Source organism: Nisaea sp., assembly GCF_034670185.1.
Classification (GTDB): domain Bacteria; phylum Pseudomonadota; class Alphaproteobacteria; order Thalassobaculales; family Thalassobaculaceae; genus Nisaea.
The window spans coordinates 168,099-185,250 of the sequence record NZ_JAXMNY010000002.1 but is presented as its reverse complement, the minus strand read 5'-3'; the positions used below and the strand labels follow the sequence as shown (position 1 = coordinate 185,250).

Sequence of the window (17,152 nt, the reverse complement as noted above, 5' to 3'; positions counted from 1 at the left end):
CGGTCCGGTCACGCGAGCCCGGCTGATTTCAGTCGGCGTTCCAGGTCCTGCATGCGAGCTCTCTTGCTCTGTGCGGCATCGCTATCCGCGAGATAGCTTTCCAGAAAATCGGCCTTCTTCATGAAATCGTGCGCCGATTTGCGTGCCGTTTTCAGGGTCGCGGCTCCGATCAGGGAGCCTTCGCCGATCAGATCGATCACGATGAGGGCTTTTTTAGCTGTGGATCCCGAGCGTGTTTCCAGCTTCTTGAAGTAGTCGTTGCTCTCCAACAGTTCCTCCTGAAGCTCTTCCAAAGTCCGGCAGATCCGGTCTTCGATGCGTGGGGGAAGGTCGTTGGCCTTGGTCTCCTTGTGAACTTTGCCAAGGAAGCCGAGCTTTTCCTCAATCGATCCCTCCTTGCCGGACACGGCGCGGGAGAAGTCCGGCTGACCGACGATTGAGGTGACGTATTTAGAGAGATAATCCGCACCTCTCTCGCTGATCGCCTGCTTGCGTATCTGGAGAGCCAGGTAAACCTTCTCGCCGACATCGATGCGGCCGCCAAGCAGGAGATCGATGGTCTCGTCGCTCAGCAGGGACGCTTCGCGTTTCTGCAGCCCAATCTCACAATCCTCGCCGCCAAGGAAGCCGTTGGGCGTTGACAGGCGCCTGAAGATCGCACGTACCCGTTCCAGCTCCGTGCGAAGATCCCCGCGCGTCAACCTGCCACTTGAATTCAGTGCCAGCGTCAGCATGCGCAGCAGGACATCCCGTGTTTCTGGGATGTAGCCGGTTTTTGCGAGGGTGTAGAATTTCTTCGCATTCGCCGGCTTGCTGGGGGCGTGGGACGGCTCGATGTCTCCATCGTAAAGAGCAAGCAGGCGGTCTATTTCTTCTCCGGCGGTTGGCAGTTCGCCGAAAATCTCCTTGCTGATATTCGGAGCGCGAAGGATTTCGGCGATGAAGGAATCGAAATGCCCGAATGCCTCGAGACCGGCAATGTCATGGCCGAGCTCGTAGAGGGTTTCGAACTTCTTGATCCAGTCATTGATGCCATCAAGTGTCGCCGTCAGCGCGGCCCGAATCCGAAAGGCCTGTTCAGAGGGGCTTTCGCCATCCCGAAGTGCGATGACATCCGGAATCATGCTTTTAACGAGTTTTTCCGGCGGCTCCTTTTCGTGCTTCTCCAACGCTTCCTTATACAGGCTGTCGGTAATCTCATAGAGGCGGCGCACCCGTTCACTGACGGGGACGTTGGTGCCCTTGACCTGCGCGATGGCGGCCTTCTGGACCGCTTGCATAAGGGTGGTTCCGGCATCGCTGAAAGCGCGTTGATGCCGGCTCGAATGGAGTAATTCCATCGGGGTAAGGCGCACGGATTGCAGATACCGACCGGCAGCGCGGCCGATAGCATCACGTGACTTCCGTGAATAGAAGTCGGAGACGTCTTCGCAGACGGCATCCTTGAAACTTTGCGCTTCTGCTTTTTGCGGGTCCATCACTCTTTCTGCACGACTTAACTGAAAGAAAGCTTAATTCGATCGGTTTTATTCTTGTTATCCATGGAATTAGAACATGAATAACGGGAGTGTTCTATAACGCGCAACAGGATATGCATGTGACATATTTCACTCATAGGGGCATCCGGCTCATTCCTGATTTTGCCGAGCGTATTCGTATAGGGCGACTGCTGTTGCGGCCGATACATTCAGGGTCGCTACAGGGCCCGAGGTCGGCAGGCGTGCGAGCAGATCGCATTTCTCGCGTGTCAGGCGCCTGAGACCACTCCCCTCCGCGCCCATGACGATCGCGATCCGGCCCTTCAAGTCGGCCCGATCCAGCGTGCCGTCCGTCTCGCCGTCGAGCCCGATGCACCAGAACCCGGCATCTCTCAGCTGTTCCATGGTGCGGCTCAGATTTGTGATGTGCACAAGATCAATCGCGTCCAGCGCACCGGAAGCCGATTTTGCCAGAACACCCGTTGTCGGTGCGGCATTGCGATCCGGTGCGATCACGGCACGAGCACCGAAGGCAGAAGCCGAGCGCAGTATCGCGCCCACATTATGCGGGTCGGTCACCTGATCGAGCAGAACCAGCAGGCACTGCTCGCCTACATCTTCCAGAATGTCCTCAATCGCCACGTCGGGCAGGGGCAGAACTTCAGCGGCGATCCCCTGATGCACGGCATCCAGTCCGGCAAGCGTGTCGAGTGTATCTTTCTCGACAATCTTCGGCTCGGGGATTTCGCCGCGCCGCGAGTCGGTCAATGCGTCCAGGCGCTGGCCGAGTTCCTCCTCGTTCCGCGACGTACAAAGCAGTCCGGTGATCCGGCGCTTTTCATTCTGCAGAGCCATGGCGACGGCGTGCCAGCCCCATAAGATATCGCGCCCCTTGGGTTTCGGGGCAGGCTTGCCGTGCCGTCTGGCGTTGCTGGGCTTGCGGGACTGGGGTTTTGCCATGGTGACTACCTGATGCCCGGATTGCTCCGGAATGTTGCGGGAGGAAACAGGGGCCAATCGATGAATTGCCCTCGTTGCCGCTTTTGCCATGTTTTTCACGTTGACAAACAGAGTCTATTTCTCATATTTCGCACTCCCTTCCAACGCGGAAGCCTGTTGAGCCATTTCGGTGGCCTTCAAAATCGGCGTTTGGGGAAATTGGTGGGGTGCCCGAGTGGCTAAAGGGGACGGGCTGTAAACCCGTTGGCTATGCCTACGTTGGTTCGAATCCAACCCCCACCACCATCCTGCTTCCGACGCCGGTTTCCGGTGTTAGGGTAGGGACGAGAATATAGAGGTTGGTTGGTGTTCGGGATGAGAGTCGCGGGCACCGCCGTGGTGTGCGATGTGCTGGGCGGGTGTAGCTCAATGGTAGAGCAGCAGCCTTCCAAGCTGAATACGTGGGTTCGATTCCCATCACCCGCTCCATCGCGCGGACGCCACGGACAGGCCAAGCACAGGGATCAATTCTGGTCATTCTCGGCGCAATGTCGGTTTGGCCGCCTAATCAAGCAGGAACACGTGCGCGATGGCGAAGGAAAAGTTTCAGCGGAATAAGCCGCACTGCAACATTGGCACGATCGGCCATGTTGATCACGGCAAGACGTCTTTGACGGCTGCGATCACGAAGGTCCTGGCGGAGTCCGGTGGCGCAAGCTTCACGGCTTACGACCAGATCGACAAGGCCCCGGAAGAGCGTGCTCGTGGCATCACGATCTCGACGGCCCACGTTGAGTACGAGACGGAAGCCCGTCACTACGCACACGTCGATTGCCCGGGTCACGCCGATTATGTGAAGAACATGATCACGGGTGCCGCGCAGATGGACGGCGCGATCCTGGTTGTGTCGGCCGCTGACGGCCCGATGCCGCAGACCCGCGAGCACATCCTCCTGGCACGCCAGGTTGGCGTTCCGGCGCTTGTTGTGTTCCTGAACAAGGTCGATCAGGTTGACGACGAAGAGCTTCTTGAGCTTGTTGAGCTCGAAGTTCGTGAGCTTCTGTCCTCCTACGACTTCCCGGGCGACGACATTCCGATCGTGAAGGGCTCAGCTCTCGCGGCTCTGGAAGACAGCAACGAGGAAATCGGCAAGAACGCCATTCTCGCGCTGATGGCCGAAGTTGATAAGTACATCCCGCAGCCGGAGCGTCCGATCGATCTGCCGTTCCTGATGCCGATCGAAGACGTTTTCTCGATCTCTGGCCGTGGCACGGTTGTGACCGGTCGCGTCGAACGCGGTGTTGTGAATGTTGGCGACGAAATCGAAATCGTCGGTATCAAGGACACGGTGAAGACGACCTGCACGGGCGTCGAGATGTTCCGCAAGCTGCTTGATCGCGGTGAAGCCGGTGACAACGTCGGTGTTCTTCTGCGTGGCACGAAGCGTGAAGACGTTGAGCGCGGTCAGGTTCTGGCCAAGCCGGGTTCGATCACGCCGCACACGAAGTTCACCTGTGAGGCTTACATCCTGACGAAGGATGAAGGTGGCCGTCACACGCCGTTCTTCTCGAACTATCGTCCGCAGTTCTACTTCCGTACGACGGACGTGACCGGGACGGTTGAGCTTCCGGAAGGTACCGAGATGGTGATGCCGGGCGACAATATCGCGATGACGGTTAACCTGATCGCGCCGATTGCCATGGATGAAGGCCTGCGCTTCGCTATCCGCGAAGGTGGCCGCACCGTTGGCGCCGGCGTCGTTGCCAAAATCGTCGAGTAAGATTTGAATAACAGGCTGCCGCCCTGCCTCTCAGCATGAGAGATTGGGGCGGCAACTTGCAGCGCGGTATAGGAGTGTAGCTCAATTGGTAGAGCACCGGTCTCCAAAACCGGGGGTTGCGGGTTCGATCCCTGCCACTCCTGCCACGCTTCACTACAGTTGATTTCATTCCGCCGGGGCGCTATACAGCCCGGCTGACAGAAACGGATCACGATGGTAAAGGTCTCTCCGGCGCAGTTCGTCCGGCAGGTTCGCCAGGAAGTTTCCAAGGTGACCTGGGCGAGCCGCAAGGAAACGGGTGTGGGCACCATGATGGTTTTCATCATGGTGACGCTTGCGTCTATCTTCTTTTTCCTCGTCGATGGCGCGCTGTCGTGGGGTGTGAAATTTATATTGGGTTTGGGGGCTTAGGCCATTGGCACCGCGTTGGTACGTCCTCCATGTCTATTCCGGCTTCGAGAAGAAGGTCGCGCAATCAATTCGCGAGCAGGCAGCCGCGCATGAGATGGAAGACCTGATCGAAGAAGTTTTGGTTCCGACCGAGGAAGTCGTGGAAATGCGACGCGGCGCGAAAGTGAACGCTGAGCGCAAGTTTTTCCCGGGCTACATCCTCGTGAAGATGGAGTTGACCGATCAAAGCTGGCACCTGGTTCAGGACCAGCCGAAGGTCACTGGTTTTCTCGGCAGCAAGGGCAAGCCCCAGGCCATCTCCAGGTCCGAGGCCGAGAGGATCATCAAGCAGGTCGCCGAAGGTGTGGAGCGGCCGAAGCCCTCCGTCATCTTCGAGATCGGCGAGCAGGTACGTGTTTCCGACGGACCGTTCGCGTCCTTCAACGGATATGTTGAGGATGTGGACGAAGAAAAATCCCGTCTCAAGGTTGCGGTGTCGATTTTTGGACGGTCGACACCCGTCGAGCTGGAATATACCCAGGTCGAAAAGATCTAACGTTCAAATTGATGTTCGCGTGGGAGGTCTTCCTGAAAACCTTGGGAGCCCGCACCACCCGGCACTATGAGAGGTAAGTACAATGGCGAAAAAGATCGCTGGCTACATCAAGCTAGAGATCAAGGCCGGTGAGGCGAATCCGTCTCCGCCGGTCGGCCCGGCGCTGGGTCAGCGCGGGCTTAACATCATGGAATTCTGCAAGGCGTTCAACGCGGCTACCGGCAACCTTGAAAAAGGCATGCCGATCCCGGTCGTGATCACCGCTTATCAGGACCGTACGTTCTCGTTCGTGACCAAGACTCCGCCGGCCAGCTTCTTCATCAAGAAGGCCGCGAAGCTTCCGAAGGGCGCGAGCAACCCGAGCAAGGAAATCGTCGGCAAGATCACCATGGACCAGGTCCGTGAGATCGCCGAGACGAAGATGCCGGATCTGAACGCCGTCGATCTTGAAGGCGCATGCCAGATGATCCGCGGTTCCGCCCGGTCCATGGGCGTTGAGGTTGTGGAGTAAGACGATGGCGAAACTGGGTAAGCGTCTCAAGGGCGCCTATGAGAGCGTCGATCGGCTGAAGCTGCACGCTCTCGACGAAGCTGTGAAACTGGTCAAGAACGGCGCCAAGGCGAAGTTCGACGAGACCGTCGAGATCTCCATGAACCTCGGTGTTGACCCGCGTCACGCCGATCAGATGGTTCGTGGCGTTGTCGCCCTGCCGCACGGCACGGGTAAGGACGTTCGCGTCGCGGTTTTCGCGAAAGATGCGAAAGCTGACGAAGCGCGTGAGGCTGGTGCCGAAATCGTCGGTTCGGATGACCTGATGAAGGAAATCCAGGATGGCCGGATGGATTTCGACCGTGTCATCGCGACGCCGGACATGATGGCCCTCGTCGGTCGTCTCGGTAAGGTGCTGGGCCCGCGCGGCCTGATGCCGAACCCGAAGCTCGGTACCGTGACCCCGGATGTGGCTGCGGCCGTGACTGCCGCCAAGGCAGGCCAGGTTGAGTTCCGCGTCGAGCGTGCCGGTATCGTTCATGCCGGCATCGGCAAGGCCAGCTTCTCCGAGGAGCAGCTGCTCGAGAATGCGAACGCATTTGTTGATGCGATCACCCGCGCGAAGCCGACAGGTGCCAAGGGCACTTACGTTCAGCGTATCGCGCTTTGCTCCACGATGGGGCCGGGTGTGAAAGTGGATACCTCGATACTGGGCGCTTCCTAGTATTGAGTGTGATTTCCGGTGCCTGAAAGGGCGCCGGAAACAGGGGCCGGCCTTCGGATCGGCCCTGACCTGTCCGAGACTACGGGTGCCAAAGCGGCTTCGGCCACGGCGGCTTAATCTTCCCGTACAGACAGGGGTGAAAACGGAATTCGATCCCGGTATGCCGGGTCAGACTAACGTTTGAGCTTCTGGGACAGGCGAACCGGGCCGACGGGCATGGTGTTCGTCGGTTCATGTGCAAAGGGGGCTTCGGCATTGTGCTGAGGCCCGCAGATGCGGAGATGATCAGTGAACCGTACTGAAAAAGCGGCTCTGGTCGAGACCCTGAACAAGACCTTTTCGGATTCCGCGCTCGTCGTGGTTACCCATCAGGTCGGTCTGACTGTCGATGAGGTCAATGACCTTCGCGGCAAGATGCGTTCAGCAGGGGCCCGATACAAAGTCACGAAAAATCGGATCGCTCGTCTCGCTCTGAAAGGCACGGAGTACGAAAACCTTGAAGCGTCCTTCACGGGTCCGACGGCGATTGCTACGTCAGAAGATCCGGTTGCCGCTGCCAAGGTTGCCGTCGAGTTCGCCAACGCCAACGAGAAACTGTCCATTGTCGCCGGGGCTCTCGGCACAAAAATGCTCGATGTCGAGCAGGTCAAGGCTCTCGCCAAGTTGCCGTCTCTCGACGCACTGCGTGCAAAGCTGCTGGGCTTGCTGCAAGCCCCGGCGACCAAGGTCGCTGGTGTTCTGCAGGCACCTGCCGGTCAAATGGCTCGGGTGCTTTCCGCCCGTGGCAGTCAAGAGGGGTGAGTGGGCGTTCCACTCCGTTTAACGAAGCTCAAGTCTGGAGTATTTACTAATGGCTGATCTTGAGAAGCTTGTTGATGAGCTTTCCAAACTGACGGTCCTCGAAGCGGCCGAACTGTCCAAGCTGCTTGAAGACAAATGGGGCGTTTCCGCCGCTGCTCCGGTTGCTGTTGCAGCCGTTGCAGGTGGTGGCGATGCCGGTGGTGCCGCTGCAGAAGAGAAGGACTCTTTTGACGTAGTCCTGATGGCTGCTGGCGACAAGAAGATCAACGTGATCAAAGAAGTTCGCGCGATCACCGGTCTCGGCCTGAAAGAAGCCAAGGATCTCGTCGAAGGTGCACCGAAGCCTGTGAAGGAAGGTGCTTCCAAGGACGAAGCCGAAGAGCTGAAGAAGAAACTCGAGGAAGCTGGTGCGACCGTCGAGCTGAAGTAACGCCTTGGCGTTACTCTGGAATACGGGTGGGGTGCGGGCGCGTCGGTAGACGCGCTCGTCGCCCTGCCCTTTTCCTGTTCTTACCGTTGCTGCCCCGGCATCAGCGGTAAGGCTAGGAGACCGGTTTCCCCGGTCAGGCTGATAAGGCGGTTCTCGCGGCGGGCGCGTGAGCCATGGAGCGGACGGATACCCGTCCCGACCGCTCCTGTTCGAACGAAAGGTGGGCGAGGTTTGACCATGGCGATTTCCTCCGTTGGTTCCTTCACCAGTCGCAAGCGTGTGCGCAAGGATTTCGGGCGCATTTCCGAAGCGTCCCCAATGCCGAATCTCATTGAGGTTCAGAAAAGCTCCTACGATCTGTTCCTGCAGAAAGACGTGTCGATTGAAGACCGGCAGGTTCTGGGTCTCCAGGAAGTCTTCAAGTCGGTTTTCCCGATCAAGGATTTCTCCGAGCGCGCAATGCTCGAGTTTGTCAGCTATGAGCTCGAGACGCCGAAATATGACGTTGAGGAATGCCAGCAGCGCGGAATCACTTTCGCGGCGCCGCTCAAGGTGACCCTGCGTCTCGTCGTCTGGGACGTCGAGGAAGAGACCGGCTCACGCTCCATCCGCGATATCAAGGAGCAGGACGTCTATATGGGCGACATGCCGCTGATGACGAAGAACGGTACCTTCGTGATCAACGGCACCGAGCGTGTCATCGTCTCCCAGATGCACCGGTCCCCGGGCGTGTTCTTCGACCATGACAAGGGCAAGACCCACTCGTCCGGAAAGTTTCTCTTCGCAGCCCGCGTGATCCCGTACCGCGGCTCCTGGCTCGATTTTGAATTCGATGCCAAGGATATCCTTTATGTGCGCATCGACCGCCGCCGCAAGCTGCCCGCGACCACGCTGCTGCTGGCGCTGATGAGCGACCAGGCTGAAGCCTATCTGAAGCAGTGCCACGAGACCGGTGTCGACGTGGACCGCTCTCAGGTGACCGGCCTCACCGCCGAGGACATCCTCAGCTACTTCTACGAATCCATCACCTTCAAGAAGAACGGCGAAGGCTGGAAAACCGCTTTTGATGTTTCCCGCCTGCGCGGCCAGAAGCTTACCCGCGATCTGGTCGATGCGGATTCCGGCGAGGTTGTTGCCTCGCTCGGTGACAAGATGACCCCGCGACTGGGACGCAAACTGGCTGAAGCCGGCCTCAAGGACGTTTACGTCCCGAGCGAAGAGCTGATCACCCAGTACATCTCGATCGACATCATCAATCCGGACACCGGCGAAATCATCGTCGAGGCCGGTGACGAGATCACCGAGGAGCTGCTCGAGACGATTGCCGAAGCAGATATTGTAGAGCTGCCGGTGCTGGCAATCGATCACATGACGGTCGGTGCCTACCTGCGCAATACGCTGGCGATGGACAAGAACACCACCCGCGAGGAAGCGCTGGTCGATATCTACCGGGTCATGCGCCCGGGTGAGCCGCCGACCCTCGAGACTGCGGAAAACCTGTTCAACGGCCTGTTCTTCGATTCCGAGCGCTACGACCTTTCTGCGGTCGGCCGGGTGAAGATGAACGCGCGTCTCGATCAGGAAACCGACGATCAGCTGCGTACCCTGCGCAAGGACGACATCCTGGCGATCCTGAAAATCCTGGTCGACCTGAAGGACGGCAAGGGTGATATCGACGATATCGACCATCTCGGCAACCGCCGTGTCCGTTCCGTCGGCGAGCTGATGGAGAACCAGTATCGTGTCGGTCTGCTGCGCATGGAGCGGGCGATCCGCGAGCGGATGAGCTCGGTCGAGATCGACACCGTGATGCCGCATGACTTGATCAATGCGAAGCCGGCGGCCGCTGCCGTTCGTGAATTCTTCGGTTCATCGCAGCTGTCCCAGTTCATGGACCAGACCAACCCGCTCTCCGAGATCACCCACAAACGCCGTCTTTCGGCGCTTGGCCCGGGCGGTCTGACCCGTGAGCGTGCAGGCTTCGAAGTGCGTGACGTGCATCCGACCCACTATGGCCGGATCTGCCCGATTGAAACGCCTGAAGGCCCGAACATCGGTCTGATCAACTCTCTCGCCACCTATGCCCGCGTCAACCAGTACGGTTTCATCGAGACTCCGTACCGCAAGGTTGTCGACGGCACGGTGACCGACGATGTCCGTTACATCTCCGCGATGGAAGAAGGCCGGTACACGGTGGCCCAGGCCAACGCCCCGGTCGACGACAACAACCGTTTCGTCGAAGAGCTTATCCCGGTTCGCCGTCAGGGCGACTTCGGTCTGGCCCGTCCGGAAGATATCGATCTGATCGACGTCTCGCCGAAGCAGCTGGTGTCCGTTGCCGCAGCGCTCATTCCGTTCCTCGAGAACGATGACGCGAACCGCGCGCTGATGGGCTCGAACATGCAACGGCAGGCGGTGCCGCTGGTGAAAGCCGAAGCGCCGTATGTCGGCACCGGCATGGAAGCCCGCGTCGCGCGCGACAGTGGCGTGACCATCGTCGCCAAGCGCTCCGGTATTGTCGATCAGGTGGATGCGACCCGTATCGTTGTCCGTGCGACCGACGCGACAGCCAGCACGGAAAGCAACGTCGACATCTATTCGCTGTTGAAGTTCCAGCGCTCGAACCAGAACACCTGCATCAACCAGCGTCCGCTGGTGAAGGTTGGTGACCGGGTTCAGTCCGGCGACATCATGGCTGATGGCCCGTCCACTGATCTCGGCGAGCTCGCGCTCGGCCGTAACGTGCTCGTCGCCTTCATGCCGTGGAATGGCTACAACTTCGAAGATTCGATCCTGATCTCCGAGCGCATCGTCCGTGACGATGTCTTCACCTCGATCCATATCGAGGAATTCGAGATCATGGCCCGCGATACCAAGTTGGGTCAGGAAGAAATCACGCGCGACATTCCGAACGTCGGCGAAGAAGCCCTGAAGAACCTCGACGAGGCCGGTATCGTTTACATCGGTGCCGAGGTGAACCCGGGCGATATTCTCGTCGGTAAGGTGACGCCGAAGGGCGAAAGCCCGATGACGCCGGAAGAAAAGCTCCTCCGTGCGATCTTTGGTGAGAAGGCTTCCGACGTTCGTGACACGTCCCTGAAGGTTCCGCCGGGGGGCACCGGTACGGTCGTTGAGGTGCGCGTCTTCTCCCGCCGTGGCGTCGACAAGGACGAGCGTGCTCTGGCCATCGAGCGGTCGGAAATCGAACGTCTTGCGAAGGACCGTGATGACGAGCGGAAGATTCTGGAGCGTGGCTTCTTTGCCCGCCTGAAAGAACAGCTGCTCGGTCAGAAGTCGGTCGAGGGCCCGAAGGGCTTCAAGGGCGGCGTGGAGATTACCGAAGCGGTGCTCGCCGAATACACCCAGGGCCAGTGGCGTCAGTTCTCTGTCGAAGACGAATCCCGGATGGAATATCTGGAAGGGATCAAGGGCGAGTTCGACAAGAGTGTCGAAGAACTCCAGTCCCGCTTCGACAACAAGGTCGAAAAGCTGCAGCGCGGTGACGAGCTGCCGCCGGGCGTCATGAAGATGGTCAAGGTCTTCGTCGCGGTGAAGCGCAAGCTTCAGCCGGGTGACAAGATGGCCGGCCGTCACGGCAACAAGGGTGTCATTTCCAAGATCAACCCGGTCGAGGACATGCCTTATCTCGAGGACGGTACCGCCGTCGACATCGTGCTCAATCCGCTTGGCGTGCCAAGCCGCATGAATGTCGGGCAGATCCTTGAAACCCACCTCGGTTGGGCGTCGCATGGCCTCGGGCTGCAGATCAACGAGATGCTGTCCGACATCCACAACACGGCCAAGACCGGCGGCTTCAAGGCGCTGTTCGAGAAAGTGTACGGCGAAAAGCAGTACAAGGCCGAGATCGAGCCGCTGGATGACGGCGAGATTCTTGAACTCGCCGGGAACCTCAGCCGCGGTGTGCCGATGGGTACGCCGGTGTTCGATGGCGCCAAGGAAGACGACATTGTCGCCATGCTGGACACGGCAGGTCTCGACTCCACCGGTCAGGTTACCCTGATCGATGGCCGGACCGGCGAGGTGTTCGATCGGAAGGTGACCGTCGGCTACATCTACATGCTGAAATTGCACCACTTGGTGGATGACAAGATCCACGCACGGTCAATTGGCCCGTACAGCCTTGTTACCCAGCAGCCGCTGGGCGGTAAGGCGCAGTTCGGTGGTCAGCGTTTCGGGGAAATGGAGGTCTGGGCCCTGGAAGCCTACGGCGCTGCATATACCCTGCAGGAAATGCTGACGGTGAAGTCGGACGATGTGTCCGGCCGGACCAAGGTGTACGAGGCGATTGTTCGCGGCGACGACAATTTCGAGGCGGGTATTCCGGAATCCTTCAACGTTCTCGTGAAGGAACTCCGCTCCCTCGGTCTGAATGTCGAGCTCGGACAAGACCAGCAGTAAGCCATTCCGGGTGGTCTCTTAAGAGGCCGCCCGGTTCTATCCTCCCTGGTGCGGACTTGCCGTACCCGGCCGCGTCGCCCACACTATGGTAAGTCGGCGCACAACGTCCCAGTGACGTAAGGAGATGCTTGATGAACGAGTTGATGAACATCTTTGGTCAGCCGTCCGGCCCTCAGAGCTTTGATCACATCCGGATCGCTATCGCGAGCCCGGAGCGGATCCGCTCATGGTCATTCGGTGAAATCAAGAAGCCCGAGACCATCAACTACCGGACCTTTAAGCCGGAGCGCGATGGCCTGTTCTGCGCCCGGATCTTTGGCCCGATCAAGGACTACGAATGCCTGTGCGGCAAGTACAAGCGGATGAAATACCGCGGCATTATCTGCGAGAAGTGCGGTGTTGAAGTCACGCTCTCGAAGGTACGCCGCGAGCGGATGGGCCATATAGAACTGGCCTCCCCGGTTGCCCATATCTGGTTCCTGAAGTCTCTGCCGAGCCGCATCGGTCTGTTGCTCGACATGACCCTGAAGGATCTGGAGCGGATCCTCTATTTCGAGAGCTTCTGTGTCGTCGAGCCGGGACTGACGCCGTTCAAATACCGCCAGCTCCTCAGCGAAGAAGATTTCTACGACGCGCAGGACGAGTACGGCGAGGATACCTTCAAGGCCATGATCGGCGCCGAGGCGCTGAAGGAAATGATGGTTAACCTCGATCTTGACGAGGAGAAGGAAACCATTCGCGAAGAGCTGCGGACAACCGGTTCCGAAGCCAAACGCAAGAAGCTCGTCAAGCGTCTGAAGCTGATCGAGGCTTTCGAGGAGTCCGGCTGTCGTCCGGAATGGATGATCCTCGACGTGATCCCGGTCATTCCGCCGGAACTGCGCCCGCTGGTTCCGCTGGATGGTGGCCGTTTCGCTACCTCGGATCTGAACGATCTCTATCGCCGGGTGATCAACCGGAACAACCGTCTGAAGCGGCTGATCGAGCTGCGTGCGCCGGACATCATTGTCCGTAACGAAAAGCGTATGCTGCAGGAATCCGTCGATGCCCTGTTCGACAACGGCCGCCGGGGCCGGGTCATCACCGGCGCCAACAAGCGCCCGCTGAAGTCCCTCTCCGACATGCTGAAGGGTAAGCAGGGTCGCTTCCGTCAGAACCTGCTCGGCAAGCGCGTCGACTATTCCGGCCGTTCGGTCATCGTCGTCGGCCCGAGCCTGATGCTGCATCAGTGCGGGTTGCCGAAGAAGATGGCGCTCGAACTGTTCAAGCCGTTCATCTATTCGAAGCTAGAGCTCTATGGCCTCGCCAGCACCATCAAGGCTGCAAAGCGGATGGTGGAGAAGGAGCGTCCGGAAGTCTGGGATATCCTCGAAGAGGTTATCCGCGAGCATCCGGTCATGCTGAACCGTGCACCGACCCTTCACCGTCTTGGTATCCAGGCTTTCGAGCCGGTGCTGATCGAAGGCAAGGCGATCCAGCTGCATCCGCTGGTTTGTACTGCGTTCAACGCCGACTTCGACGGTGACCAGATGGCGGTCCACGTACCGCTTTCCCTGGAAGCCCAGCTCGAAGCGCGCGTGCTGATGATGTCGACCAACAACATCCTCAGCCCCGCGAACGGTAAGCCGATCATCGTGCCGTCTCAGGACATCATTCTTGGTCTCTACTATTTGACGATTGAGCGTGAGAACATGCCAGGTGAGGGCATGGTCTTCTCAGAAATGGCCGAGATTGAGCACGCGCTGAATGCCGGCGCGGTAAATCTGCATACCAAGATCCACGCCCGTGTCGACACGTTCGATGAGACCGGTGAAGAAGTGACCAAGCGCGTTGAAACCACGCCGGGTCGCCTGAAGATCGCGGAGCTGCTGCCGAAAAACCCGAACCTTCCCTTCACTGTCATCAACAAGCTGATGACGAAGAAGGAAGTTCAGAGCGTTATCGATCAGGTCTATCGCCACTGCGGTCAGAAGGACACGGTGATCTTCGCCGACCGTCTGATGACCCTCGGTTTCGGTCATGCCTGCCGCGCCGGTATTTCGTTCGGCAAGGACGATCTGATCATCCCGGACGCCAAGCAGGAACTGGTCGATGAGGCCCATTCCGAGGTGAAGGAATTCGAGCAGCAGTATCTCGACGGCCTGATCACCCAGGGTGAGAAGTACAACAAGGTCATCGACGTCTGGTCCCGTTGCACCGATGCGGTCGCCGAAAAGATGATGGAGCACATGTCCAACGAGGAGCCGGGCAAGCCCGTCAACTCGGTCTGGATGATGGCCCATTCCGGTGCCCGTGGTTCTGCGACGCAGATCAAGCAGCTCGCCGGCATGCGTGGCCTGATGGCCAAGCCGTCTGGTGAGATCATCGAGACGCCGATCATCTCGAACTTCAAGGAGGGCCTGACCGTCCTTGAATACTTCAACTCTACCCACGGTGCCCGTAAGGGGCTGGCCGATACCGCGTTGAAGACCGCGAACTCCGGTTACCTGACCCGCCGTCTGGTCGACGTCGCCCAGGATTGCATCATCACCGAAGAGGATTGCGGCACCGAGCGCGGCATCACGGTGAAGGCTGTTGTCGAAGGCGGCGAAGTGATCGATCCGCTGAGCGAGCGTATCCTTGGCCGGACCTGTGCGGACGAACTGATCGCTCCGCTGACGGGCGAGAAGATTGCGGATGCGACGACTATCATCGACGAGCCGCTGGTTGACGCGATCGAGCGTGCCGGTATCGACCAGGTGCGCCTGCGTTCGGTGCTGACCTGCGATAGCAAGGTCGGCGTTTGCGCCAGCTGTTACGGTCGTGACTTGGCCCGTGGTACCCGCGTCAATATCGGTGAAGCGGTCGGCGTCATTGCCGCTCAGTCCATCGGTGAGCCGGGCACACAGCTGACCATGCGGACCTTCCATATCGGCGGTGCGGCCCAGCGTGGTGCCGAGCAGTCGAGCATCGAAGCCGCGTTCGACGCCAGTGTGAAGGTGTTGAACCGGAACGTTGTGACGAACTCCGAAGGCATCCTGATCGTGATGAGCCGGAACACGGAAGTGATCCTGCAGGACGACCAGGGCCGTGAGCGCGCCCGTCACCGGATCCCGTACGGCTCCCGCCTGTTCGTCGATGACGAGCAGATCGTGAAGCCGGGCGACAAGATCGCTGATTGGGATCCGTACACGATCCCGATCATCACCGAGCGGGAAGGTACGGCGCACTATGTCGACCTCGTTGACGGTGTTTCCATGAACGAAGTCACGGACGAAGCAACGGGTATCGCTTCACGCGTGGTCATCGACTGGAAGCAGCAGCAGCGCGGTGGCGACCTGCGCCCGCGGGTTACCCTGCGGGACGAGAAGGGCGAGGTCATCGAATTGGCCAACGGTCTTGAGGCTCGCTACTTCATGTCTGTCGACGCCATCTTGTCGGTTGATAATGGTGCGCAGGTCCGTGCAGGCGACGTGCTGGCCCGTATCCCGCGGGAATCTTCCAAGACCCGCGATATCACGGGTGGTCTGCCGCGGGTTGCGGAACTCTTCGAGGCTCGCAAGCCGAAGGATTACGCGATTATCAGCGAATCCGAAGGTCGCGTTGAATTCGGCAAGGACTACAAGACCAAACGCCGGATCATGGTCGTGCCGCAGGAGGCCGAGAAGGAAACGGTCGAATATCTGATCCCGAAGGGCAAGCACCTGGCGGTTCAGGAAGGCGACTTTGTTCAAGTCGGCGATCTGCTGATGGACGGTAACCCCGTTCCGCATGACATTCTGAACGTTCTTGGTGTCGAGGCGCTTGCCGAGTACATCATCAACGAGATCCAGGACGTCTACCGACTGCAGGGCGTGAAGATCAACGACAAGCATATTGAAGTGATCGTCCGTCAGATGCTGCAGAAGGTCGAAGTCTCCGACGCCGGCGATACCACGCTGCTGATTGGCGAGACCGTCGACCGGGATGAGTTCGACGAGGCGAACGAAAAGGCTCTTGCCGAAGATCTTCGTCCGGCGAAGGCGATCCCGATCCTGCATGGTATTACCAAAGCATCCTTGCAGACCCGGTCCTTCATCTCCGCCGCGTCCTTCCAGGAAACCACCCGCGTCCTCACCGAGGCGGCAGTTTCCGGCAAGAAGGATCAGCTCGAAGGCCTGAAGGAAAACGTCATCGTTGGTCGTTTGATCCCGGCTGGTACCGGCAGCGTGATGAATCGCCTGAAGCGCATCGCCGCCGATCGCGACCGGGTGTTGGCTCCGGCAAAGGAAGAAGCTCCGGCAATTGCGGAAGCAGCCGAGTCGGAGGCGCAGGCCCCGGCCGCGGAATAAGACACGGCGCGAAAGCGCGAAACATCGTTCGAGTCGAACGCAGACGGCGCCCGGATTACCTTCCGGGCGCCGTTGTCTTTCCGGCCGGAGCGCGACTTCGGCATACGAGGGACGGAATCTTGCGCGAAAAGCCTTAACCGGGTTCGGGTATTTCCTTGGAAAGCCCGGATCTAGTGGCTTTCCGATCTGCAGACAGCAAATAGGCGCTATGCGGAAAAAAGCGGGATTCAGTCCTTGACCGCACAAGGGTGCGTCAATAGTATCCGCCAGCCTTTGGAGGCTGGTGGTGACAAGGATGTCGGTAACGGCACGTTTGTTCAGACGCAGTCTCGGCGAAACGCTTGAACACTAGGTTCGAATTCGAACGCCGCGCAAAGAAATGGTTGGCCGGCAGGGCGGTGCCCTGGGGCCGATTGTTGTTTGCATAATTGTTTTAAGTCGAGAGGGTCGACTGAATGCCGACGATCAACCAGCTGATTCGGCAGGGCCGTAAGGCTCCTGTCGAGCGCAATAAAGTACCTGCGCTGGAAGCCTGCCCGCAAAAGCGTGGCGTGTGCACGCGCGTTTACACAACGACGCCGAAAAAGCCGAACTCCGCGCTTCGTAAAGTCGCGCGTGTCCGTCTTACCAACGGCTTCGAGGTCACTAGCTACATTCCGGGTGAAGGCCACAACCTTCAGGAACACTCCGTCGTGATGATCCGCGGCGGCCGTGTGAAGGATCTTCCGGGTGTGCGCTATCACATCATTCGCGGCACGCTGGATACCCAGGGTGTCAAGGACCGCCGTCAGCGCCGCTCGAAATACGGCGCGAAGCGTCCTAAGTAAGGAGAGAC

At 59.1% G+C, this 17,152-nt stretch carries 12 protein-coding genes and 3 tRNA genes; 13 read left to right on the top strand and 2 right to left on the bottom strand.

Annotated features, from left to right (window positions below):
- Positions 1–8: 8 nt before the first annotated feature.
- Positions 9–1,478 (bottom strand): hypothetical protein, encoded by a 1,470-nt coding sequence (locus VOI22_RS10485; RefSeq protein WP_323796438.1) that lies wholly within the window; start codon positions 1,476–1,478, stop codon positions 9–11.
- 150 nt (positions 1,479–1,628) lie between these two features.
- A complete protein-coding gene (rlmB, locus tag VOI22_RS10480; protein ID WP_323796437.1) occupies positions 1,629–2,438 on the bottom strand; it encodes a 23S rRNA (guanosine(2251)-2'-O)-methyltransferase RlmB in 810 nt (269 codons plus the stop codon).
- A gap of 200 nt (positions 2,439–2,638) precedes the next feature.
- On the opposite strand from rlmB, the gene VOI22_RS10475 reads away from it, so the two are divergent.
- The 13 genes from VOI22_RS10475 to rpsL all read left to right on the top strand — a co-directional run bounded on the left by VOI22_RS10475 (position 2,639) and on the right by rpsL (position 17,144).
- Positions 2,639–2,723 (top strand) — tRNA-Tyr (locus tag VOI22_RS10475).
- A gap of 109 nt (positions 2,724–2,832) precedes the next feature.
- A tRNA-Gly gene (locus VOI22_RS10470) sits at positions 2,833–2,906 on the top strand.
- Between the two features lie 100 nt (positions 2,907–3,006).
- A complete protein-coding gene (tuf, locus tag VOI22_RS10465; RefSeq protein WP_323796433.1) occupies positions 3,007–4,197 on the top strand; it encodes an elongation factor Tu in 1,191 nt (396 codons plus the stop codon).
- Between the two features lie 70 nt (positions 4,198–4,267).
- Positions 4,268–4,343 (top strand) — tRNA-Trp (locus VOI22_RS10460).
- 67 nt (positions 4,344–4,410) lie between these two features.
- Entirely contained in the window at positions 4,411–4,608 is a 198-nt protein-coding gene (gene secE / locus VOI22_RS10455; RefSeq protein ID WP_028464340.1) for a preprotein translocase subunit SecE, read from the top strand.
- Between the two features lie 4 nt (positions 4,609–4,612).
- The gene (nusG, locus tag VOI22_RS10450; RefSeq protein WP_028464339.1) at positions 4,613–5,143 is read left to right on the top strand and encodes a transcription termination/antitermination protein NusG; all 531 of its coding nucleotides are present in this window, start codon (positions 4,613–4,615) and stop codon (positions 5,141–5,143) included.
- 82 nt (positions 5,144–5,225) lie between these two features.
- A complete protein-coding gene (gene rplK, locus VOI22_RS10445) occupies positions 5,226–5,654 on the top strand; it encodes a 50S ribosomal protein L11 (protein WP_028464338.1) in 429 nt (142 codons plus the stop codon).
- A 4-nt stretch (positions 5,655–5,658) separates the two neighbouring features.
- Complete coding sequence (gene rplA / locus VOI22_RS10440) at positions 5,659–6,357, top strand: 50S ribosomal protein L1 (RefSeq protein WP_028464337.1); 699 nt, start codon at positions 5,659–5,661, stop codon at positions 6,355–6,357.
- Between the two features lie 288 nt (positions 6,358–6,645).
- Positions 6,646–7,158: a 50S ribosomal protein L10 gene (gene rplJ / locus VOI22_RS10435; protein WP_028464336.1), complete on the top strand. Its 513-nt coding sequence runs from the start codon at positions 6,646–6,648 to the stop codon at positions 7,156–7,158.
- A 49-nt stretch (positions 7,159–7,207) separates the two neighbouring features.
- Positions 7,208–7,588 (top strand): 50S ribosomal protein L7/L12, encoded by a 381-nt coding sequence (rplL, locus tag VOI22_RS10430; protein ID WP_028464335.1) that lies wholly within the window; start codon positions 7,208–7,210, stop codon positions 7,586–7,588.
- A 237-nt stretch (positions 7,589–7,825) separates the two neighbouring features.
- Positions 7,826–12,007: a DNA-directed RNA polymerase subunit beta gene (gene rpoB, locus VOI22_RS10425; RefSeq protein ID WP_323796436.1), complete on the top strand. Its 4,182-nt coding sequence runs from the start codon at positions 7,826–7,828 to the stop codon at positions 12,005–12,007.
- Between the two features lie 131 nt (positions 12,008–12,138).
- Positions 12,139–16,317, top strand: coding sequence for a DNA-directed RNA polymerase subunit beta' (gene rpoC / locus VOI22_RS10420; RefSeq protein WP_323796435.1), 4,179 nt, complete (start codon positions 12,139–12,141; stop codon positions 16,315–16,317).
- 455 nt (positions 16,318–16,772) lie between these two features.
- Positions 16,773–17,144: a 30S ribosomal protein S12 gene (gene rpsL, locus VOI22_RS10415; RefSeq protein ID WP_028464332.1), complete on the top strand. Its 372-nt coding sequence runs from the start codon at positions 16,773–16,775 to the stop codon at positions 17,142–17,144.
- The last annotated feature ends 8 nt before the right edge of the window (positions 17,145–17,152 follow it).

Bases quoted from the DNA above. Each gene is read 5' to 3' on its own strand.
- VOI22_RS10485 (WP_323796438.1), bottom strand. From the start codon at position 1,478: ATGGACCCGCAAAAAGCAGAAGCGCAAAGTTTCAAGGATGCCGTCTGC.
- rplA (WP_028464337.1), top strand. From the start codon at position 5,659: ATGGCGAAACTGGGTAAGCGTCTCAAGGGCGCCTATGAGAGCGTCGAT.
- tuf (WP_323796433.1), top strand. From the start codon at position 3,007: ATGGCGAAGGAAAAGTTTCAGCGGAATAAGCCGCACTGCAACATTGGC.
- rplK (WP_028464338.1), top strand. From the start codon at position 5,226: ATGGCGAAAAAGATCGCTGGCTACATCAAGCTAGAGATCAAGGCCGGT.
- rpoB (WP_323796436.1), top strand. From the start codon at position 7,826: ATGGCGATTTCCTCCGTTGGTTCCTTCACCAGTCGCAAGCGTGTGCGC.
- rpsL (WP_028464332.1), top strand. From the start codon at position 16,773: ATGCCGACGATCAACCAGCTGATTCGGCAGGGCCGTAAGGCTCCTGTC.
- secE (WP_028464340.1), top strand. From the start codon at position 4,411: ATGGTAAAGGTCTCTCCGGCGCAGTTCGTCCGGCAGGTTCGCCAGGAA.
- rlmB (WP_323796437.1), bottom strand. From the start codon at position 2,438: ATGGCAAAACCCCAGTCCCGCAAGCCCAGCAACGCCAGACGGCACGGC.
- rplL (WP_028464335.1), top strand. From the start codon at position 7,208: ATGGCTGATCTTGAGAAGCTTGTTGATGAGCTTTCCAAACTGACGGTC.
- rpoC (WP_323796435.1), top strand. From the start codon at position 12,139: ATGAACGAGTTGATGAACATCTTTGGTCAGCCGTCCGGCCCTCAGAGC.